Source organism: Citrobacter sp. RHBSTW-01044, from assembly GCF_013781945.1.
Lineage (GTDB): Bacteria > Pseudomonadota > Gammaproteobacteria > Enterobacterales > Enterobacteriaceae > Citrobacter > Citrobacter braakii.
The window spans coordinates 3039664-3060815 of the sequence record NZ_CP056180.1 but is presented as its reverse complement, the minus strand read 5'-3'; the positions used below and the strand labels follow the sequence as shown (position 1 = coordinate 3060815).

Genomic DNA, 21152 nt, shown 5'->3' with positions numbered 1-21152 from the left:
TTAGATATCTGCCAGGTAACTGAAAAATATTGCGTTATTCCTGTTTCTCTCTGACAGTGACAGCGGTGTCTACATACAACAGAGCAATAAGGTAAAGGGAATGATTCAACATAAATCGAAGATATTGACGTTTACGCTGTTGACTGTCTGTTTGATGTCTATCAACAACGCGGCGATGGCGGCAAATGTTCCCGCAGGAACAATTCTTGCAGAAAAACAGGAACTGGTCAGAAACAATGGCAGTGAGCCAGCGTCGCTGGATCCGCATAAAGTCGAAAGCAACGTTGAGTTTAATTTAATCAGCGATATGTTCGACGGACTGGTGGCGGTTAAGTCGGATGGGTCTATCGAACCCCGGCTTGCCGCGTCCTGGGAGAACAAAGACAACACTGTCTGGACCTTTCATTTACGTCCGGGCATAACCTGGTCAGATGGGTCTGCCATTACCGCACAGGATGTCGTCTGGAGCTGGCAGCGTCTGGTCTCACCGCAAACAGCTTCACCTTATTCCTCGTATCTGGGCAATATGCACGTAGCAAACGCCCTCGATATTGCCCAAGGGAAAAAAGATCCTGCCGATATCGGGGTCAAAGCCCTGGATGATAGCACGCTGGAAATTACCCTGACGCAGCCAACGGCGGCGTTTCTGGCGATGCTAGCGCACCCGTCACTGGTTCCGCTGGATAAAGTGCTGATCGGCCGCTTTGGTGATAAGTGGACCCGGCCAGAACATTTTGTCTGCAGCGGGGCGTACAAGTTATCGCAGTGGGTAGTCAATGAGCGCATCGTTGCCGTGCGTAACCCGCATTATTGGGACGATCGGCACACCGTCATTGATAAGGTCACTTATTTGCCCATCAGTTCAGAGTCCGCAGACGTTAACCGCTATAAGGCCGGCGAAATCGACATTGTGTATAGCGTCCCGGTCAATCAGTTCGCGCAGTTGAAAAAGACGATGGGCGATGAACTCCATGTCTCACCTCAGCTTTCAACCTATTACTATCAGTTCAATACGACTCGAGCACCGTTTAATGACCCGCGCGTGCGCCGGGCGCTGAATATGGCGTTAGATAAAGACATCATCGCACAAAAGGTGATGGGGCAGGGGCAACGCGCGGCGTGGGTTATCAGCCAGCCGGAAATAGGGGGAGTGCAATTGCATGCGCCGGAATATGCGGCGTGGCCGCTCGAAAAACGCATTGCCGAAGCTAAGAAACTGCTGGCTGAAGCCGGTTATGGCCCTGAGCATCCGCTTAGCCTAAATCTGCTCTATAACACTTTCGAAACGCACCAGCGTATTGCCATTGCCGCATCGTCAATGTGGAAGAAAAACCTCGGCGTAGAGGCGAAGCTGCAAAATCAGGAATGGAAAACCATGCTGGATACCATGCACACCGGTAATTTTGACGTCGTGCGTTACGCATGGATCGCCGATTATGATGATGCCTCAAGTTTCCTCAATATTTTCCGTACCGGCGATAGCGAGAATACCACCAGGTACAGCAATCCCGCTTTTGATGACGCGATGCGCAAGGCGGCGAAAGCATCTTCGCTGGAGGAGCGAGGCAAATACTACCAGCAGGCTGAAGACCTTTTAGAAGAGGATGTGCCAGCGATTCCGGTTTACCACTATGTCCGCACGCATCTTGTGAAGCCGTGGGTGGGAGGATTTGCGCCAGATAACCGGGGAAATTACTACACCAAAGATATGTTCATCAAAAAACATTAAGCGCTGTAGCCAGTATTTGTGCTGAATAAACGGTCAATCTGTTGTTATTTCAGTCGATTAACAATATTTTGGCTGTTTTTCAGGCAAACGAACGCATTGGTGCTTTACAGGTCCGTTCGGGATGTTTATAGTGCGCCTCATTGGAAGCGTGGCCGAGCGGTTGAAGGCACCGGTCTTGAAAACCGGCGACCCGAAAGGGTTCTAGAGTTCGAATCTCTACGCTTCCGCCAAACATAAACCCCGAGCTATTTAATAGCTCGGGGTTTTTTCGTTTTGTGCAGTTTATGTCATGCCATCTTTCTCCAGCCTTAGTCGCGCAAGGGCAACTCAGCGCTGCTGCCCGGCGGAAAGCTGACGAACTGAATCATCTTCATATCTGGCAATGCCTACATGAGCGAACGTCTTTTCATTCGTCGTAATATCCATAGCAGCCCCAGCATAAAGGTCAGGTAACCCATAACGTAATATCCCTGCTGTCTTCGTTCTGCGAGCGTTGGGTCGGCCGCCCATGCCAGAAAGGCGGTAACATCCCTGGCATATTGCTCCTCCGTTTCAGCTTGTAGCGACGCCGGGCGCCATTGAATCTCTCCGCTGGTCAGCGGTTTCGGCATGTTAATCACGCCACCGGGAAAATAGCGATTAGCCTTCAGTTCGGGATCGGCAGGTTGATAACCGGTTAGCAGTGCGTAGACGTAATCTGCTCCCTGGTCCGTGTAGGGCAGAAAAGCATCCAACAGAAATTGCGGGAATCCGCGATCGTATGAGCGGGCACGCACGATATAGCTCAGGTCAACGGGAGAAGCGCCATTGTTAAGGTATCGTGCTTCCTGCTCGTTTAGATACGGCGAGATGAAGCTGTCATTTAGCGTCCCGTCTCGCTCGCCAATCTGGCCGTCATCCTGAAGCTCAGGAAACTGATAGCCGCTGGCGATACTTCTTGCTTCTTCAGCCGTGAGTTCCGGACCGCCGGGCCTGGTCAACGACCGAAAGCTAAGGTGCTTTATGCCGTGACAGGCGCGACACTTCTCTTCATAAACCTGCAGGCCACGCCGAAGCTGCGCTTTATCATACTGGCCATTGATACCGCTGAAGCTCCATTCCTGCCGTTCAGGCGTGGCTTCCTGCGCATAGGAGGAACCCAGTCCCAACAGAGAAAAGGACAGAATGCTGATTTTCAATAGTTGTTTCATCATCAGTCCTGTTTTTCCAGAAAACGACGGCAAGGTAATACGATTAAAAACCAGGCAAACCAAATCAGAGTCGAAAGCTGCGATGCGGCACGGATCCAGCCCTCTTCGTTACGGAAACCGTCAATAAGATCGGGGCCAACCAGCGCTTTCGACCCTAACCAGCCTAAAAAGCAGGCATTAATGACCCACAGCCAGAATCCGCATTTAACCAGTTTGCTGTAATGGCGAAAACGAGCCCGGGAAGTATCAAGCCAGGGAAGGAAATAGAAAATCAGTACCGAGCTGCACATTGCGGCTAAGCCAACGAATTCATTTGGGAAGCAACGCAAGATGGAGAAGAAGGGAAGAAAATACCATTCCGGCGCAACAATCGCGGGTGTAACTGTTGGATCTGCAGGAATAAAGTTATCGGCGCTGCTCAGATAGTGCGGCGCGAAGAATAAGAACCAGGCGAAGATCATCAAAAAAAGGATGATTTTGATGGCATCAAGATCGGTAATTTTGTAATCGAACAGCAGGCTCCTGGACTCTTTCTCGCTAAACCTTTTTTTCATCGCCTGTGCAAACGCCGACTGTACGGTGCGAATATGAAAAACCGTTGCTCCGACAATCACAAAGGGAAGAATAAAGTGGAGAACAAAAAAGCGGCCAAGCATCGGCGTTCCCGGAGTATGGCTGCCGACTAAATATGCGTAAAGGGTATCACCCACCAGCGGAATGGCCTGGGCAAAGCGGGTAATTACCGTGGCCGCCCAGTAGCTTTTTTGCCCCCAGATAAGGCTATAACCAAGAAATGCGGTCATCATCAGCAGGATATACAGCGTAACGCTAATCATCCACATTGTCGTCCAGGGCTTGCGGTAAACGCTGTAGTACATGCCACGAAAAATATGCAGATAACAGGCAAAGAAAAAGAGCGACGCGCCAATAGCATGCATGTTGCGTAACAGTTCTCCATGGCGAACCGCACGCATAATATGAATAATGGAGTCAAATGCCAGCTCGGCCGTCGGCACGTAAAACATCGCCAGCACGATACCCGTAAGGATCTGCACACCGAGTATAACCAGCAGGATGGCGCCGATTGCGAATACCCAGAGTCCGGCAATCGAGCGAGGAAACGGGATACGCCAGCGAAGCGAATAGACGCGCTCACTCCTCATTTCAGGCTTCCTTCGTGCCGATACGCACGGCCTGACCATCCGAATGAATAACGTAGTCCGGGATTGCCAGGTTGGTCGTCGCGGGGCCGCGCGTCACGCGCCCGGAGGTATCAAACTCTGAGCCGTGGCACGGACAGATCCAACCCACCCCTCCTGGTCGGGCGTTGGGTACGCACCCGGCATGTGGACAATACCCTTGAACCACCAGCCATTGAGGATGAGTAGCAGAGACCCTCTCGCTGTCCGGTTGTGGGTCGATAAGCGTATGCCAGTCGGCACTTCTGGCAGTAATAATCTCATCCTGGGTGCGATGGTGAATAAGAATCAGCTTTCCCTGCCATACGCGTCTGACGGTTTGTCCAGCAGCAACCCCCGCAAGAGAGACATCAATCGGTTCATTTTCCGCAAGAGTCTTCTCATCCGGGCCCAGGGCCGAAACCAACGGCCAGACGGCAGCAGCGACGCCTGCCGCACCGACGAATTTTGTCAGTTTACACAGACATTCCCGGCGCTGTTCCTGGATTCCGCCATCTGCAAGTTTGTTCTCTGTCACCTCGTATTTCTCCCTGAGTATCGCGGATTAACGTTTGTCGATACGCGCGTAAATTTCCTGAAAGCGCTTATCAGCAATACCCGGTGCTTTGAATGCCCGATAGCTTGCTGGTAACTTGGCATCTCCAACCTTTATCAGCATCACCATGCCCTGAGCGTAATGTGGTGTACATTTGATGCCGTAAAATCCGGCATTGTCATAAGTTACTTCGATCTCTTCATCTATTTTTCCCATAAAACCGGGATAGTTAGCCGGAGACAATTCAGCGATTGAAGCCGCGTTGTGGCTCTTATGTTTACGGATAAACTTCACCGTATCCCCGGGCTGGATCTCCAGATAATCCGGCTCATAGACCATTGGTCCCGCAGACCCACGATTTTTCATCAAAACGTCGTGAGTTTGTGCGAAGGTTGAAGAGGCGAGGGCGAGTAAACATAAAACTTTCAGACTCTGTTTGAGATATTTCATCGATTCTTCCTTAAAATTCATCAGGTCTTTGATAACGGATAAAACAGTTTTCAGCGCCTGTTTCATGTTCAACAATGGCGTCGATACCAAACCAGGCATGGAGGTTTTCACGGGTAAACACGGCGCAAGGAGTCCCCTGCATCGCCATATGCCCGGATGTCATGACGATGATGCGATCGCAGAACATCGCGGCATGATTGAGGTCGTGCAGAGCGGCAATGACCGTGAGCTTTTCACGTTTAACCAGACTAAGCAGGCCAATCTGATGTTGAATGTCGAGATGGTTAGTGGGTTCATCCATCAGTAACAACTGCGGCTGCTGCGCCAGCGCCCGGGCGATATGCAGGCGCTGTTTTTCTCCCCCGGAAAAGGTATGCCAGGATCGGTGCTGTAATTCACGGAGATCGACCTTCTCCAGCATAGTTTGCACGATATCGTCATCTTTGGCGGACCAGGGCGAGAGCAGGCTAAGCCAGGGCGTGCGCCCCAGAGAAACGGCTTGTAAAGCGGTAAGACGCTCGCTGGTTTCTGCCTGTTGTTCGACCAATGCCACCCGCTGCGCAAGGTGACGCCGCGAATAATGCTGGAGCGCCTTTTGCTGCAGGGTGATACGCCCGGAAGTTGGCTTCAGCAAACCGGCCAGCAGTGAAATCAGTGACGTTTTGCCCGAGCCGTTGGGACCGATGATGCCGACAAACTCGCCGGGCGTTACGCTGAGTGAAATATCTTCAACAATCGTCTTACCTTTTACCTTCCAGTACAAATTACAGGCTTCAATAACGACTTGCGCAGAGGTAACGAGTGGCTGTACGAGATTCACCGTCATTTGTTCTGGTTTCCTCTAATCAGAATGATTGAAAACGCAGGAGCGCCAACCAGAGCCGTGATCACGCCTATTGGGAGTACCTGACCGGGTAGTAACGTGCGGGAAATAACATCAGCGATAATGAGGAAAATAGCTCCGGTAAGCGCACTAACCGGCAGCAGTCGATGATGCTGGTTGCCGACCAGCAGACGAGCAGCATGAGGGATCACCAGACCGACAAAGCCGATCGCACCCACAATGGAGACCATAATCGCCGTCATGCCGGTGACGGCGGCAATCAGTACTGCACGGGTACGTTTTACCGGGATGCCCAGCGATGCCGCAGACTCCGCGCCAAAGGAGAAAGCATCAAGATGGCGGGCATAACAGAAGCACAGCGCGATACCGACCAGAGCGGTAGGAATGGCTAAGACTACATCGGGCCAGCGTACACCGCTCAAATTGCCCAACAGCCAGAACATAATACCGCGTGCTTGCTCGGCGTTTGCTGAGCGGGTGATGATAAGCGATGTAATCGCATTGAAAAGCTGGGAGCTGGCGATCCCGGCAAGGATGATTTGGGTTGTTACACCCCCACCTTGTCTACCGCCAGCGGCCATCGCCAATAGCGCAACGAACAGAAATGCCGTCAGCGCACCAATGAAAGCGCCCAATGACATACTGATGATGCCAGCCCCAAGTCCAGTGAGAGCAATCAGCACCGCCCCGGTGGACGCTCCGGCAGAAATCCCCAGTAGATAGGGTTCGGCGAGCGCATTGCGTAGCAGCGACTGTAACACTACGCCGGAAACAGCCAGGCACGCGCCGCAACTGGCCGAGACCAGCGCTCGGGTCAGGCGGTAGTTCCAGACGATCCCTGCATCCAGCGCATCGACAGGATAGTGTGTATCAAAAAGATGATTTGCCAGCGTGCTGAGAACATGCTGCCAGGGGATAAGCGTTTCGCCGATGGAAATCCCCGCCAGCAGCACGCCACACATTAGCGCACTGACCCAAACGGCATGCCCACTGACTCTCACCGCAAGCTGACCAACAGCGCGACGCATCCTGCGTGAATCACTCATGATTATCTGCGTTCCTGAGTAACGGAGATGCGCTATACCGTGTGAGGATATAGCGCAAAACGTAGATTAATGAGCAGCCTGCGGATGTGCTAAGCCATATTCAACAAGGGCATCAGCCAGTTTTTCCACACCATCAATAGTTCTGATCCCGGCATTCATGGTCTGTACGTCAATGACCGGTAGATGGTTTTCCTTGACGGCAGGAACCAGTTTGGCGACAGGATCGGACTTGAGGTATTCCATCTTGACCTTCCAGTCATCCGCCGGGAAGCGGCGACGGCTCATTTCACCGAGCACAATGAGTGAAGGATTCGCTTTTGCGATGGTTTCCCAACCCACCGTTGGCCACTCTTCAGCAGAGTCAATCACATTCTTCACTCCCAGCGTTTGGGCGATCCATGCCGCCGGACCAAACTTCCCGGCAACGTAAGGGTCAAGCTGGAGGTCGGCGCTTGAGAACCAGAACACGGCGGAAACATTCTCATTCATTCCGGTAATTTTGTTTTTCGCTGCGGCTTCACGTGCTTTAAGGCTGGCAATCAACGCCTCGCCTTTATCCTGAACATCGAAGATTTTCGCCAGATCGGCGACTTCCTGATACACCATGGCAATATCAAACATGCCCTTACGGACACCATCACCACCATCTTCGTTATCTTTCGCACAGTCAGCTGGCGCGGTGTAAACGGGAATTTTGAGTTCACTAAACTGTTCGTAAGAGGCAACCGTGCCAGCAGGGCCGATTTGCCACTCAAACTGACTGGCGATCAGATCCGGTTTTTTCGCCACGATCCCTTCAAAACTTGGAATATTTTGCGCGATAACGGCGACTTTTTCGTTTGCTGTTTTATAAGCCTCCAGTACCGGGCCAAACCACAGCGAAGTACCCACGACGCGATCGGCCAGCCCCAGTGAATAGAGAATCTCGGTACTGTTCTGACCCACCGTCGCCACGCGCGTTGGTGCCTGATTGAAGGTAATATCGCGGCCACAGTTTTTAATCGTCAGAGGATATTCGGTTTTTGCTGCCTCGGAAAAACCGGAAGTAAGCAGGAGAGCAGTCGTGCCAAAAATAGCCAGAAGCGTTTTTTTAGAGAAGTAAAAGGTAGAATTAGCGTGCATTATCATCGTCCCGTTGATGCCAGAATCTAAAGGTCTGGTCATGGCTTATTTCATTCCATATATCGGGAGGAGACATGAAGATAGATGACATTGAATCGTGAAATTTAAGAATGAAGATATGCAAAAAATGCAAATAAGCTTTACTCAGCCAAAATCTTATTCATAAATACACTACCGCTTGCGTCAAATAATTCATCCCATGGACCATCCCGTCCACTCAATGGCATATACCTTTGACAGCAGGTCTCCTGACTCACGGTAATCAGAATATCGGCCTTCCCATAAAGATGAACTTTACAGTGACCTGTGGTTTATGAGCCACACAGGGATATTCTGCATCCGCCTACAGTTGCGGGGGCAGTTATGGAATTGAATTGAATAATTCTCACCATATTCCTATTCATATACAAAAATGTAATGAAATGCTGTCGAAAGCGACTCTAGCGGCAATTGTTAACAAGGTCAACCATAGAGGGTAAGAGATAAAAGGTAGTGGTGTAGAAAAAAATACCCATTTAATACAGTGAGTTATAATTTTGTTGGTTACTGCGATGTTGTAAATGAAAATAGCAACAGGAAGCTAAATGAGAATTGGTTGATATTGATCAAATTACACGCATGCTGAAACTTCTGTGTATGAAACATATTGATCACCATCAAAAGTTCCGCATATCAGCGCTTGACTCTTTTTTTTGTGTACTCTCCATATGTACCAATTGCCATTCATCCTGCATATCCATAATCACGTTAAAATTGTTACGCAACCAGAAATAATACCCTCCGGGTAAAAAATGATGTGTGTGGAGATACAAAGTCTTATATTGATGTTGCTGACAGAATACCTCAGCTAAAGCAAACAACTGACTTCCGATCCCCTGTCTGCGGTAGCGCTCATCCACGTAACAACGACAAATTTCCGCCGTTTCAGACAAGTTATAGCGACCACGTAGTTCAGTAATACGATCATCATATTGACATACTGCCAGTGTGGCGATTAATTCCTGGTTTTCACTCCACGCGCAAAGCAATGAATTCCTTTCCTGCAAGATATACTGTTGTTCGAGATCAAAGAGATCTTCTTCGGCAGAAGGCATGGCTCTACCGGCATTGAAGTATAAATTAAGATGCTCAACAAGAAACGACTGAACAGCAGGAATATCGGCGGGAGTCATCTCACTAAACCTAAATGGGATCATGGCAGCATAACTCAAATTTAGAACGGAAAATGATAATAACAATAAGACCACATTAAAAACAATATTGAGCAGTAAGAGACAGACTCGCAATTGCATACGGAGCTATTCTCATTACGGGTTATAAATGGGTGTTTGGGCGGCCACCACAGAGTGCAATCAGGCAGAAACACTTAACAAAACTCTTCGCGCAGAAGGTCAGGCTGTCGCGAGAACTAAGGTTTTCAGCGTCTTCTTGGGACAGAAAAAAGAATTGCATCCTATTGGGCTGCCAGGTATTTGCAACTGAGGCTGCATTTTTTTCTTCATTACCTGGATTGCCCTAATAGAAAAGCATCTGACATTTTGTTTTTGAAAACGACGTCTCAAAACATATCTGTATTCATTCTCTAAGCAGAATATTATAGAAACTAAATTATGAGTGGTAAGAGTAAATGTCACAACAAGGTGATTTACAATATGGATTATTTCATACTGTAATAGTTGATTAAGGTTAGGGTTTAGAGTATCTTTAATCTAATCGTAGATTTTCAAATAAAAGCAGACAATAACAGTATGAAAACCAGACTCTATAATTTTTCAGAAGACACAAATGAAATTTTTGTTTTTAGATGGACTCGGAAGCACTATGAATTTTGCATGGATAACGATATCTTTTTGAATCATAGAGGTAAGAAAGTTTATAAAGAAAGAAATTTGTTACTGTTCGCGAAAGGTGACAAAATTAGAATTGAAGCTGATGTTATTGCTGAACAATATTCCACAATGCCAGTAAAAAGTTTTTCTAGCGTTGGTGCGTTTTCATTTCCAACCTGTTATTTTCCGGGTAATGTAAATATCGGAAGATTTTGTAGTATTGCATCAAACGTAAAAATCATGGGAGGAAACCATCCTATGAATCGTTTTACAACTCATATGCTTACTTATAATGGCGAGTTTGATAAATACGCTGCCAACGAGTTCGGACAAAACTGGGTATTGAAACCATTTATTACAAAGCCTAAAAATACAACGATTGGCAATGATGTCTGGATTGGCAATGATGTCGTTTTAAAAGGTGGTATTTCAATTGGTGATGGTGCTGTTGTTGCAGCAAATTCCGTTGTTACTAAAGATGTGCCTCCATATGCTATTGTCGCAGGGGTTCCTGCGAAAATTATCAAATACAGATTTGAGTCAGATATTATTGAACAGTTGTTAAAAATAAAATGGTGGAACTATAATTACACCGATTTACCCGATAACAGCAAGTGTGATGATATTATAAATTTTGTCACTGAAATGAGCACGTTGATATCGAATGGCACTATAAAAGAAAAAGCATATAAAAAATTTAATCTTACCGAAATATTTACAACTCTTTAGTTTAATATGTCATTGTTGGGACTGTTATCCGGCGAAAGCAAAATGAGATAAGGACAACACGATGACAAAAGTTAGCATCTTGCTAGTGATGAGCGTTTTGCCATTGTCAGCATACGCAGCAACGACCGGACTAACCAGACTGGCACCGAGCGTCTGTGTAGAAACGATCGCTATTTCGGGCCAGATGGTAAGCGTAGCGGGAAAGTGAATACTCGTTACACCGCTCTATTGTTCAGACAGAACGATAAATCCTGATAGTCCTGCGCGTTTTCCCTGCCTGCGCGGCGGGGACGCTGTTTTCTGCTTTTCCATCTGCCCGCAACACTAACTCTCAGAAATGAGAGGCCGATCCTCTGAGCAGGACTTTTGTCCTCAATCCTCTGCAAACCGCTGGTTACAATCCCTGCATATCTTCAATACACATAATTCAGGAATTGTTATGACTGCACATATTAATGCCAAAGCGGGTGATTTTGCGCCAACCGTTATTATGCCGGGCGATCCGCTTCGCGCTAAGTTTATTGCTGAAAATTATCTAATGGATTACCGCGAAGTCACCAATGTACGCAATATGCTGGGCTATACCGGTCTTTATTTTGGGCAACCTGTTTCGGTGATGGGACATGGCATGGGTATTCCGTCAATGACGCTTTATGCTCATGAACTGGTACATGACTTCGGTGTACAGCGAATTATTCGTGTCGGCAGCCTGGGGGCAACACAACATCATGTCAAAATGCGAGATATTATTCTTGCCGTCGCCGCCGGAACGGATTCCGTCACAAATTTAAAACGTAGCGCGGGCTACACGATGGCGACATCTGCCCATTTCCCATTATTGCAGCAGGCGTGGGCATTGGCGCAGAAGGCAGGTATTGACGTTAAAGTCGGCAATGTCTTCAGTGGCGATCTTTATTACGATCCTGACGAAAATTTAATACCTGCACTGGAAAAGTTTGGTGTGCTGGGTGTGGATATGGAAGTGGCAGGGTTATACGCTTTAGCGCATCAGTTTAATATTGAAGCGTTGGCTATATTAACCGTATCCGATCATTGCCTGACAGGAGAAGAAACAACGGCGGAAGAACGGCAGTTAACCTTTAAAAATATGATAGAGCTGGCGCTAAATACAGCTGTTACGGCTTAGCATCAGCATTTAAATGAACCAATCAGAGATGGCATTATATGAAGAATAAAATAGCACTTACGCTGATTAGTTTTCTGGCAAATTTTATTATGGCAGGATTTGCCAGTCAGTTTGGCATGCTGATTGAACCGATTGCAGTACGCTACAGTGCCGATGTGAATACCGTCGCCTCGATATTTTCGTTGCTTAACGGTGGGGCTTTAGCCGGGACCATCGCCGCCTTTTTCCTGATTGAGAAAATCGGCGTTAAGCGTATGACGCTCATTATCTATTCGATAGTGTTCCTCTGCGCTCTCGCAATGCACTTAAGCCCTGGCTTATGGCCGGTGATGGTCGCCATGACCCTGGTGGGTTTCTGCGGCGGGATTGGTCTGTGCGTGGCGGGAACGATCGTGGTGTCGGTTTGGCAGGATCGCATTCAAAGTACGATGCTGGTGGTGCAGGACGCCACCTTTAACGTCGCGGGCGTAGTTTTCCCGCTGATTACCACCTTCGCCCTGACGCACAATATGTCGTGGAGTTACAGCTATCTTAGCGTAGGCATAGTGGCCTTACTCACGTTGGGCGTTGTGGCTCTCACCCGCTTTACCGCCTGTGAAACGGCTCCTGCAGCGGATAGCGCAGACCCGGTGAAATCCGAGTGGAATCCAGGGATTATCAGCGGAGGCATTGGCCTGTTCTTAGGTATGTTGGCGCTGTATACCTTCCTGACCTGGGCACCATTATTTGTGAAGAACAAATTTGGTATTCCCTTCGAAGAAGCAGGTAATATTATTACGCAATACTGGGGTGCTGCGCTGGTCGGCGCGTTAGTCTCAACCGTTATTGTTTCCCGCGTAAAGATACATTATTTCTTGCTTAGCATTATTTTGTTAGCTTGCGTTATTACCACCATCATTGTCACGAAGGAAAATATCTCCGGGCTTGATTATCTGGCCTATAGTTACGGGTTTGTCTGCGCAGCGCTGTATAACTCCTTTATTGCCTACGGGGTTTCTTTCGTGAAGCGCGCGAGTAGCCAGAACGTTTCTTATATTTTAATTAGCGGTAGTGCTGGCGCCATGTTTAGTCCGGCGATCAGTGCGCTAATGGAAAAAACTATGGGGTTGCAGAAAATCATGTACGCAATACCGGTGTTGTATTTAATTATCTTTATTATGTTGATGGGTACATTAAAACTCAAACGTAATTAAACACAGTAATAACGCTTACCTCTTTAATTAGATAGCCCGCCGTCACGCCATTTATCTGGTGGGGCGACACTCAACCTTGCTCAAAGGAATTGAAAATGCTGAAGAAAAATAAATCAATGATGAAAAAAACAGTTCTGGGTGCGGTAATTGCGATGTGCTGTACGCAAGCGCTTGCGGCTGATTATGCCGATGGCAACATCCGCAAAAATGATTTTAACTGGATGCAAATGAACTTAATGCAAAGTGTGGACGCGAAAGTGCCTTATGGTATTCGTAATGACACCTATCTTGAGCTGGAGTTTGGCGCACGATCCGGGATTATCGATCTGTATGGTTATGTGGATTTTTTTGATATTTTGGATCGCGAGCAGGACGATCGTCACGGGGGTGATAACTTCTTTGCCAAGATATCTCCACGTTTTTCCCTCGACGCCATTTTTAATAAAGATTTATCCGTTGGGCCATTTAACGAATTCTATATCGCAACGGTAAATAACATTGGTGACCGGGAATTATTTGAGCATTACGTTGGTCTTGGCACGGATGTTAAAGTGCCGTGGTTTGGTCTGGTGGGAATGAACATTTATGCGCACTATGTACGTGAAAATTACGGTGCGGATAACGAAGGCAAGTGGGATGGTTACATGTTCTCGACCAACTGGTCGACGCCGTTCTATACATTCGCCAACGGCAGTTATTTGAACTATCAGGGTTACTTTGACTACCAGTTCGCCGCGAACAAGATTGCTAACCAGCCGTTATATAGCAATAACGCGATTGAATGGTATAACGGCATCTACTGGCATTCAGAGCATTATGCAGTAGGTTATGGCTTAAAATATTTCCGCAACATGGCATTGATGGAAAACCACGGTGGAGCAGGGCGTACCACCGGACTGGGTCACTATTTCAACCTCACCTATAAGTTCTGATTGCGCTGAAATGACACACCAATGCTCCGTTTGCCAGGGTTGGTGTGTCAGTCAATGATGTCATTGCCGAGAAATTTACGCAGCCCATCCAGATCCTTAATCTCCAGTCCTTGCTTCGTGCGCGTTACCAGTCCGGCATCCGTCAGCGCTTTCACCGCCCGCCGATAGACCCGGTCGGTGGTGCCGAATCGCTCAGCTTCCTGGTATTTTTTATGAAAACCATCCATTGGCTGCTTGTCCTGATGCTGGCGATACAGGTCATACGCCACGTTATGTACGATAGGGTAGAGCATCCGGTGCAGGAAGATTTCCAGCATATCCTGATAATCAACGGCCATTGCGCTGGCGAAAAATATCGCCAGTCTGGGATGCCGGTTCAGCGCTTCCTCCAGACGGTCACAGTTGCATACCGCCACGGTCAGCGGTTCTTCGGCTACGATATCAAGCTGGCAACGATACCCGGTAAAAAACTCCATTTCGCCAAACAGTTGCTCATCACATTCCATTGCACCCAGTTGAAAACGGCGACCATTCTCCGCGCTATAACGCAGAGAAATTCTCCCTGACTGCACCATGATTAGTCGATCGACTACCTGTCCCTGGCGGTAAAGATAGTCATCTTCCTGGATAATCTGTGTTTCAGAGAGCAACTCCTGGAATATCTTCTCAATTAAGGCATCATCCTGCTGCCAGATATTGTGAAAACGACCTTTTGTGAGGGGCTTAAGCTGCATGGTTCAACGTCTTATTGTTTGAGATAATTCTTATCGCTGACTGTATGCCATCTGCTGCGCAATGTCATTAAGAGCGGGTTGCGGATAATAAAAGGGCCAGCACCATGCTGGCCTTGACACACTAAGGATGGCTGATAAAGCGAGACAATCGCTGGCGCAGCAGGCGATTTTCCTGCCGCAGTTGAGCGTTCTCTTCCAGCAATGTCAGCGCAACGGCAATTCCCGGCCAGTCAAGTTCCAGCTCCTGACGCAGGCGTATCGCGCGACGCATGACGGTCAGCGCATGATCGTCAAAAGTCTCGTCTTCATGAGGTTCTATCACCCCTAAGCCGACAATCTCATGTAGCTCTTCTTCTGACACACCGGTGTACAGACAAAACTCGGTAATGGTAAAGGTGACGGTGACGTTAGCCATTATGCTTTCCCCCACTCTTTGCGCGGATCAAAGGTCTTTTGTGCATCCGCCAACTGCTGCCACAGGGCGGCGCTGGCGTCGTCAGGTTTCGGCGGCATGACGATTTTGATCACCGCATACAAATCGCCGGTATGTTTTTTACTTACCAGACCTTTGCCCTTAATGCGTAACCGCTGCCCGGCCTGGCTGCCCGCAGGAATGGTCAGCAGGATGCTCTCTTTTAACGTCGGAACGGTTACTTTCGCGCCCAGCGCGGCTTCCCACGGCGCCAGGGGAACGACCACTTCCAGATCCTGGTTAACAATATCGAACAGCGGATGTGGCGCGATATGAATCACCAGCCACAAATCACCGTTTGGTCCGCCGTTTTCACCGGGGGTGCCCTGGCCTTTCAGACGAATACGCTGACCGTTACCGACGCCAGCCGGAATTTTCACATTCAACGTTTTAGGAATTTCACGTTCGACCATGCCGAACGCATTGTAAACCGGCAGGGTGTAACTGATCGTGCGGCTATGCTCAGTAAGCGTTTCTTCGAGGAATACGGCGACTTCAATTTCAATATCGTGCCCGCGGCTGGCATGACGCTGGCGAGACTGTTGCGCATGCTGACCAAAAATGGAGGAGAAGATATCGTCGAAATCTTCGGCGTTATAGCGTTGATTCTCTCCTTGTTGGAATTGACGGTTGAACTGTGGGTCGTTGCGGTGCTGCCACAACTGGTCGTACTCGGCGCGTCGCTGTTCATCACTCAGGACTTCCCAGGCTTCAGCAACCTCTTTAAACCGGGCCTCCGCGTCAGTCTCTTTGCTGACATCAGGATGATATTTCCGGGCGAGTCGACGATAGGCGGTCTTGATTGTCTTGAGATCGTCTGTCGGTTTCACGCCCATAATGGCGTAATAATCCTTTAATTCCATAGCGTTCTCTCGTGTAAATCAACACTTGCAGAAGGTGAACCCTGACAACAGGTATCACCGCTAAGTTTAGGGTAATCCTGATAACGGAGAATGCCAACCGGGAAGGGAGGATATTGCTATAAACGATGCGGGCGTTGCACCACCAACAGCGCTTTTTAACGTTATGACGTCTGTTGTGTGGTGCGAATAGTGAGATTAGCTAAACATCAGGATTTAGTGTTCAGGAAGCGGACCGTATCAGCATAGTTTTGTACGAACGCGTTAAGGTCATCAGATTTCAGTCCTTTCGGATTGATCATATATTTACCGTTGATAAAAATGGCGGGCACACCGGTTAAATCTACGGCTTTAGCCATTTCTTGCTGTTTGGCGGTTAGTGATTTCACGGCAAAACTATTCCATGCAGCATCATAATCACTGGCACTGACGCCCGCGCTGATAAATACGTTACGTATATCGTCCGCCGATTTAATGGTTTGTTTTTTCTGCACGGCATCAAAAAGCAACGGTTTAACTTTATCTTGCACGTTCAACAGCATGGCGACGGACCAGGCGTGCGTCATGTCTTGCCCCAGAGGGCCTAAAAAGTCGACGTGGTATTCGGTGAGTTTGACGTCAGCAGGCAAAACTTTTTTCACGTTATCAGTGATTTCAAAAACTTCATCGTACTGATAGCAGGAAGGACAATAGAATGAGAAAAACTTCAGCGCTGCCGGGGCTGAAGCGACGGGTTTTTCCAGTGAGATAAACTCTTTGCCGTCGGTAAATGGTGCTGCCTGAGCGCTAACGGTAAAAAGTAACCCAATCAGGGGTAATAAATATTTTTTCATTTCCATATACTCTAAATAACATTCAATAAACAAATTTTCTGCGAATGAATACGCTCTTCATTGCGTCGGGCTATAATACGATAATCACCTAAAAATGCGCTGACCCTTACTTTCATTTACGCATCAATACGTAGCGGGACAGTATTTATGTACTGTTCTGCGAATATCCTTTGGTACTCTTCGTAAATAGTGAATGATCACTTCCGTGATATTTCCGCAATTATTTTGGCAATGTTATATTGTAATAAATAAAAACAAAAATATGATTAATTATCATTTAATTTATAAAACGTGAGCCGCAACGCCTTGCGCTATGTTCTGTCAACGCAGCCGTAAGATTCTCTTTTTCTTGTAGCGTGTGAATGAATAGGGTAAGTGTCTGAGATGAGCAACCAAAATGGATATCGCTATGATTGACCACCTGGATCATCTGGTATTGACCTCCAATAATGAAGAGGCATGCGTTCGTTTTTATGTCGAACTTTTAGGGATGAGGCTGGAAACCTTCGCGCAAGGGCGGAAAGCCTTCGTCTTTGGCAATCAGAAAATTAACCTCCACATTCGGGGAAAGGAGTTTGAACCCAAAGCTTACGCGCCAACGCCGGGGGCGCTGGATTTGTGTTTTATCACCACGCGTGCGCTGGAAGAGGTGATAGCCACGTTTCAAACGCACGGGGTCGATATTGTTGAGGGGCCGGTTGCACGAACCGGTGCGATGGGACCGATTCGCTCGGTTTACGTCAGAGATCCCGATCTCAATCTGATTGAAATCGCGGTATATCCTGCTGATGACAGGACATAACTTTACAGCGCAAAGGTTGCCAAAACCTGGTGAGTGGTTAAGATAACTCGCATCAATCAGTGAGGGTATAATGGCGAAACGTCAACGGATGGGATGGTGGTTCCTCTGTCTGGCATGTGTTGTGGTGATGGTTTGTACCGCACAACGCATGGCGGGCCTGCACGCGTTGCAGATGGACACCGTTGCCACAAGCGTGGTCGTAAGCGGACAAGCGCAGACCGATGAGGCCTCGTCCGTTACCCCTTGTGAACTGAGTGCGAAGTCATTACTGGCGGCGCCCCCGGTACTGTTCGAAGGCGCTATTCTGGTGCTGTGTCTGCTACTGTCGCTGCTGGCGCCAGTGCGGGCGTTTCGTCTGCCTTTTTTCCCACCGCGAGCCATCTCGCCGCCCACGCTAAGGGTACATCTGCGATTTTGCGTCTTCCGTGAATGACAGAACAGCCGTTGCTGACTGTTAGATAATTATTCACGGAGAAAATATATGATGACTGTTTTCAGGCAGGCGCTGCTCTGTCTGTTATTGCTATGGCTGCCCGTATCCTGGGCGGCTGAACCCGGCTGGCTGCGTTCACCCGATAACGATCACGCCAGCGTACGGTTACGCGCTGATACGTCCTCAGGCGGCGAAACTCGTCTGTTGCTGGATGTTAAACTGGAGGACGGCTGGAAAACCTACTGGCGTTCGCCGGGCGAGGGAGGCGTCGCGCCATCTATCGCCTGGCAAGGGGAAATGCCTGCGGTCGACTGGTTCTGGCCAACCCCTGCACGCTTTGAGGTCGCTAATATCACGACCCAGGGCTATCACGATAATGTGACATTCCCGATGGTTGTGCGCGGCAGATCGCCCGCCACGCTTAGCGGTGTTTTGACGCTATCCACCTGTAGCAACGTTTGCTTGTTGACGGATTTTCCTTTTTCCGTGACCTCCACGACCCAGGACCCGACTTTTGCGCATGACTATGCGCAGGCAATGGGGCAGATCCCGCTTGCCAGCGGCCTGACCGATACTTTGCGCGCTGGCGCACGGGCCGGCGAGCTGGTTGTTGAGGCTCACCGCGCGGGAGGCTGGACTGCGCCTGGGCTGTATCTGGACGCCGTTGATGATGCTGATTTTGGCATGCCGCAAATTCACGTCGCAGGTGAGACGTTACGCGCCACGGTACCTGTTCATGACGGTTGGGGGGAAGGCGCGCCGGATTTACGCGGTAAGTCGGTCACGCTGGTGCTGGCAGATAACGGTGTTGCCCAGGAAAGTCGTCTTGCGATTGGCGAAGCCCCGGTTATTGAGAACGCCTCACTCCCATTGTGGCAGGTGGTGCTAATGGCGCTGCTGGGCGGTTTGATCCTCAACCTGATGCCCTGTGTGTTACCGGTTCTCGGCATGAAACTGGGCTCTATTTTGCTGGTTGAGGAAAAAAGCCGTCGCCAGATCCGCCGTCAATTCCTCGCATCGGTAGCCGGGATCCTGGTCTCCTTTATGGCCCTGGCGCTATTGATGACAGTGCTACGTTTAACCAATCAGGCGCTGGGCTGGGGGATCCAGTTTCAGAACCCGTGGTTCATTGGCGTCATGGTCGTGGTGATGCTGACGTTCAGCGCCAGCCTGTTCGGGTGGTTTGAATTCCGCCTGCCTTCGGCGATGACCACCACGCTGGCGACTCACGGTGGCAACGGCTTGTCGGGACATTTCTGGCAAGGCGCATTTGCGACCCTGCTCGCCACGCCGTGCAGCGCCCCGTTTCTCGGAACGGCGGTAGCGGTGGCATTGACCGCTTCGCTGCCAACGTTGTGGGGACTGTTTATCGCACTCGGCCTGGGGATGAGCTTGCCGTGGCTGCTTGTGGCTCTGCGTCCCGGTCTGGCGCTGCGTTTGCCGCGTCCGGGACGCTGGATGAATATTTTGCGGCGTCTTCTCGGTGTCATGATGCTGGGTTCGGCTATCTGGCTTGCGACGTTGCTGCTCCCGCATTTAGGGCTGGCCGGACACGCTAGCGCTAAAGAAAGCGTGAACTGGCAACCGCTTAGCGAGCAGGCGATTGAGGATGCGCTGGCGCAACATAAGCGTGTGTTCATTGACGTCACTGCCGACTGGTGCATCACTTGTAAGGTAAACAAATACAACGTGTTGCATAAAGATGACGTACAGGCCGCTTTGCAACAGCCGGATGTAGTGGCGCTGCGCGGCGACTGGACGCTCCCTTCTGAAGCCATCACCGAATTTCTGAAAAAACGCGGCCAGGTTGCTGTGCCGTATAACCAAATTTATGGCCCCGGTCTGCCGGAAGGCCAGGCGTTACCAACGTTGTTGACCCGCGATGCGGTATTGCAAACGTTGACCGATGCCAAAGGAGTAACCCCATGAAAATAATGATTGTTCTGCTGTTAACCCTGTTTTCTGCCGTCAGCGTAGCGAAAGAGCCTGCACCGTTTACCCCGGAACAGGAAAAGCAAATTGAAGCATTAATCCAGGAGGCTCTGTTTAACGATCCCAACAGCCCGCGGATTGGCGCTAAGCAGGCGAAACTGACCCTGATAAACTTCACCGATTACAACTGCCCGTACTGCAAGCAACTGGATCCCATGCTGGAAAAAATTGTGCAGAAATATCCTGACGTGGCGGTCGTGATTAAACCGCTGCCGTTTAAAGGGGAAAGTTCGGAACTGGCGGCGCGGACCGTGCTGACCACCTGGCTTGAGCATCCGCAGCAGTTTCTGGCGCTACATGAAAAACTGATGCAGAAAAAGGGTTACCATACCGATGTCAGTATCAAACAGGCGCAGGAAAAATCGGGAGCCAGTCCGGTGACGCTGGGTGCCCAAAGCGCTGAAACGCTAAGCACTAACCTGCAACTGGCGCGACTGGTGGGCGTGCAGGGCACCCCCGCAACGATTATTGGTGATGAGCTTATTCCCGGTGCGGTGCCGTGGGAAACCCTTGAGGAAGTGGTCAAAGAAAAGCTGGCGGCGGCCAATGCTCAGTAAACTGCGCCGCTGGCTGCGCGAAGGGCTGATCTTACTGGCGCTGTTGGCAGGGGCGATGCTGCTGATGGATGTCTGGCGCGCGCCGCAGCTCCCTGGCTCTTTTGACAGCACGCCTTTGCAAACGCTGGATGGTGAAACCGTCACGCTGGCGGCGCTCAGCAAAGACGAGCCGGTGCTGCTTTATTTCTGGGCGAGCTGGTGCGGCGTTTGCCGCTTCACGACGCCGGAAGTCGCCAGGCTGCGTTCGGAAGGGGCAAACGTGATGACCATTGCGTTACGCTCCGGCAGTGAAGCTGAGGTGTCTCGTTGGCTGTCGCGTAAAGGCGTGGACTTTCCGGTCATCAATGATGCGAACGGGGCAATTTCCCGCAGTTGGGCGATTAGCGTCACGCCCACGCTGGTGGTAGTGTCACAAGGTCGGGTGGTGTCAACAACCAGCGGCTGGACCAGCTACTGGGGCATGAAGCTTCGGCTGTGGTGGGCCAAAACGTTCTGATAATGTGCCGGGGAAACCCGGCATTTTT

General features: G+C 49.6%; 22 protein-coding genes, 1 tRNA gene, 1 pseudogene and 1 riboswitch. Of the genes and pseudogenes, 12 read left to right on the top strand and 12 right to left on the bottom strand.

All coding sequences use genetic code 11. The features are described 5' to 3' along the window. Positions 1 to 100 precede the first annotated feature (100 nt). Entirely contained in the window at positions 101 to 1729 is a 1629-nt protein-coding gene (locus HV352_RS14960; protein ID WP_181634838.1) for an ABC transporter substrate-binding protein, read from the top strand. 142 nt (positions 1730 to 1871) lie between these two features. Continuing rightward, positions 1872 to 1959 (top strand) — tRNA-Ser (locus HV352_RS14955). A gap of 156 nt (positions 1960 to 2115) precedes the next feature. Here the strand turns inward: HV352_RS14955 and HV352_RS14950 are convergent. The 8 genes from HV352_RS14950 to HV352_RS14915 form a co-directional block, all read right to left on the bottom strand. Further along, positions 2116 to 2919, bottom strand: a complete 804-nt coding sequence (locus tag HV352_RS14950; protein WP_049042405.1) for a cytochrome c1 — start codon at positions 2917 to 2919, stop codon at positions 2116 to 2118. 2 nt (positions 2920 to 2921) lie between these two features. Continuing rightward, positions 2922 to 4082 carry a cytochrome b N-terminal domain-containing protein gene (locus tag HV352_RS14945; protein ID WP_047501122.1) on the bottom strand — a complete coding sequence of 387 codons (1161 nt, stop codon included), beginning with the start codon at positions 4080 to 4082 and terminating at the stop codon, positions 2922 to 2924. 1 nt (position 4083) lies between these two features. Next, positions 4084 to 4635: a ubiquinol-cytochrome c reductase iron-sulfur subunit gene (gene petA, locus HV352_RS14940; protein ID WP_159137050.1), complete on the bottom strand. Its 552-nt coding sequence runs from the start codon at positions 4633 to 4635 to the stop codon at positions 4084 to 4086. A gap of 27 nt (positions 4636 to 4662) precedes the next feature. Next, positions 4663 to 5103 carry a pseudoazurin gene (locus HV352_RS14935; RefSeq protein WP_049271402.1) on the bottom strand — a complete coding sequence of 147 codons (441 nt, stop codon included), beginning with the start codon at positions 5101 to 5103 and terminating at the stop codon, positions 4663 to 4665. Positions 5104 to 5113: 10 nt separating this feature from the next. Next, positions 5114 to 5929 carry an ABC transporter ATP-binding protein gene (locus HV352_RS14930; protein ID WP_181634837.1) on the bottom strand — a complete coding sequence of 272 codons (816 nt, stop codon included), beginning with the start codon at positions 5927 to 5929 and terminating at the stop codon, positions 5114 to 5116. Beyond that, positions 5926 to 6993, bottom strand: coding sequence for an iron ABC transporter permease (locus tag HV352_RS14925; RefSeq protein ID WP_016156150.1), 1068 nt, complete (start codon positions 6991 to 6993; stop codon positions 5926 to 5928). Before HV352_RS14925 ends, HV352_RS14930 begins: the two co-directional genes overlap by 4 nt. Positions 6994 to 7059: 66 nt before the next feature. Next, a complete protein-coding gene (locus tag HV352_RS14920; protein WP_149381045.1) occupies positions 7060 to 8115 on the bottom strand; it encodes an ABC transporter substrate-binding protein in 1056 nt (351 codons plus the stop codon). Positions 8116 to 8335: 220 nt separating this feature from the next. Continuing rightward, a riboswitch (cobalamin riboswitch) is annotated at positions 8336 to 8560 on the bottom strand. 211 nt (positions 8561 to 8771) lie between these two features. Continuing rightward, positions 8772 to 9311, bottom strand: coding sequence for a GNAT family N-acetyltransferase (locus HV352_RS14915; RefSeq protein WP_181635480.1), 540 nt, complete (start codon positions 9309 to 9311; stop codon positions 8772 to 8774). A 552-nt stretch (positions 9312 to 9863) separates the two neighbouring features. On the opposite strand from HV352_RS14915, the gene HV352_RS14910 reads away from it, so the two are divergent. The 5 genes and pseudogenes from HV352_RS14910 (at position 9864) to HV352_RS14895 (ending at position 13945) form a co-directional block, all read left to right on the top strand. Next, the gene (locus HV352_RS14910) at positions 9864 to 10673 is read left to right on the top strand and encodes a CatB-related O-acetyltransferase (RefSeq protein WP_101699901.1); all 810 of its coding nucleotides are present in this window, start codon (positions 9864 to 9866) and stop codon (positions 10671 to 10673) included. A 147-nt stretch (positions 10674 to 10820) separates the two neighbouring features. Further along, positions 10821 to 10928, top strand: a pseudogene (locus HV352_RS23725) (hypothetical protein); the annotation flags it as partial. A 184-nt stretch (positions 10929 to 11112) separates the two neighbouring features. Further along, positions 11113 to 11820 (top strand): purine-nucleoside phosphorylase, encoded by a 708-nt coding sequence (gene deoD / locus HV352_RS14905; protein WP_016152566.1) that lies wholly within the window; start codon positions 11113 to 11115, stop codon positions 11818 to 11820. A 38-nt stretch (positions 11821 to 11858) separates the two neighbouring features. After that, the gene (gene tsgA / locus HV352_RS14900) at positions 11859 to 13013 is read left to right on the top strand and encodes an MFS transporter TsgA (RefSeq protein WP_016156155.1); all 1155 of its coding nucleotides are present in this window, start codon (positions 11859 to 11861) and stop codon (positions 13011 to 13013) included. A gap of 95 nt (positions 13014 to 13108) precedes the next feature. Further along, positions 13109 to 13945, top strand: coding sequence for an outer membrane protein OmpK (locus tag HV352_RS14895; RefSeq protein ID WP_016152568.1), 837 nt, complete (start codon positions 13109 to 13111; stop codon positions 13943 to 13945). A gap of 47 nt (positions 13946 to 13992) precedes the next feature. On the opposite strand, the gene HV352_RS14890 is transcribed toward HV352_RS14895, so the two are convergent. The 4 genes from HV352_RS14890 to dsbA all read right to left on the bottom strand — a co-directional run bounded on the left by HV352_RS14890 (position 13993) and on the right by dsbA (position 16844). Next, complete coding sequence (locus HV352_RS14890; protein WP_131348276.1) at positions 13993 to 14679, bottom strand: Crp/Fnr family transcriptional regulator; 687 nt, start codon at positions 14677 to 14679, stop codon at positions 13993 to 13995. A gap of 121 nt (positions 14680 to 14800) precedes the next feature. After that, on the bottom strand, positions 14801 to 15094 hold the full coding sequence (gene cbpM, locus HV352_RS14885; protein WP_016152570.1) for a chaperone modulator CbpM: 294 nt from the start codon (positions 15092 to 15094) through the stop codon (positions 14801 to 14803). After that, positions 15094 to 16014, bottom strand: coding sequence for a curved DNA-binding protein (gene cbpA, locus HV352_RS14880; protein WP_016152571.1), 921 nt, complete (start codon positions 16012 to 16014; stop codon positions 15094 to 15096). The genes cbpM and cbpA overlap by 1 nt, the downstream gene beginning before the upstream one ends. 206 nt (positions 16015 to 16220) lie before the next feature. Beyond that, the gene (gene dsbA, locus HV352_RS14875; RefSeq protein ID WP_181634836.1) at positions 16221 to 16844 is read right to left on the bottom strand and encodes a thiol:disulfide interchange protein DsbA; all 624 of its coding nucleotides are present in this window, start codon (positions 16842 to 16844) and stop codon (positions 16221 to 16223) included. Between the two features lie 397 nt (positions 16845 to 17241). On the opposite strand from dsbA, the gene HV352_RS14870 reads away from it, so the two are divergent. The 5 genes from HV352_RS14870 (at position 17242) to HV352_RS14850 (ending at position 21124) form a co-directional block, all read left to right on the top strand. Further along, positions 17242 to 17646, top strand: coding sequence for a VOC family protein (locus HV352_RS14870; protein ID WP_016156158.1), 405 nt, complete (start codon positions 17242 to 17244; stop codon positions 17644 to 17646). 70 nt (positions 17647 to 17716) lie between these two features. Next, entirely contained in the window at positions 17717 to 18079 is a 363-nt protein-coding gene (locus tag HV352_RS14865) for a copper resistance protein (protein WP_103766121.1), read from the top strand. Positions 18080 to 18127: 48 nt separating this feature from the next. After that, positions 18128 to 20008 (top strand): protein-disulfide reductase DsbD domain-containing protein, encoded by a 1881-nt coding sequence (locus tag HV352_RS14860; protein WP_019076434.1) that lies wholly within the window; start codon positions 18128 to 18130, stop codon positions 20006 to 20008. Then, a complete protein-coding gene (locus HV352_RS14855; RefSeq protein WP_016152576.1) occupies positions 20005 to 20628 on the top strand; it encodes a DsbA family protein in 624 nt (207 codons plus the stop codon). The genes HV352_RS14860 and HV352_RS14855 overlap by 4 nt, the downstream gene beginning before the upstream one ends. After that, a complete protein-coding gene (locus HV352_RS14850) occupies positions 20618 to 21124 on the top strand; it encodes a protein disulfide oxidoreductase (RefSeq protein WP_080858581.1) in 507 nt (168 codons plus the stop codon). Before HV352_RS14855 ends, HV352_RS14850 begins: the two co-directional genes overlap by 11 nt. Positions 21125 to 21152 lie beyond the last annotated feature (28 nt).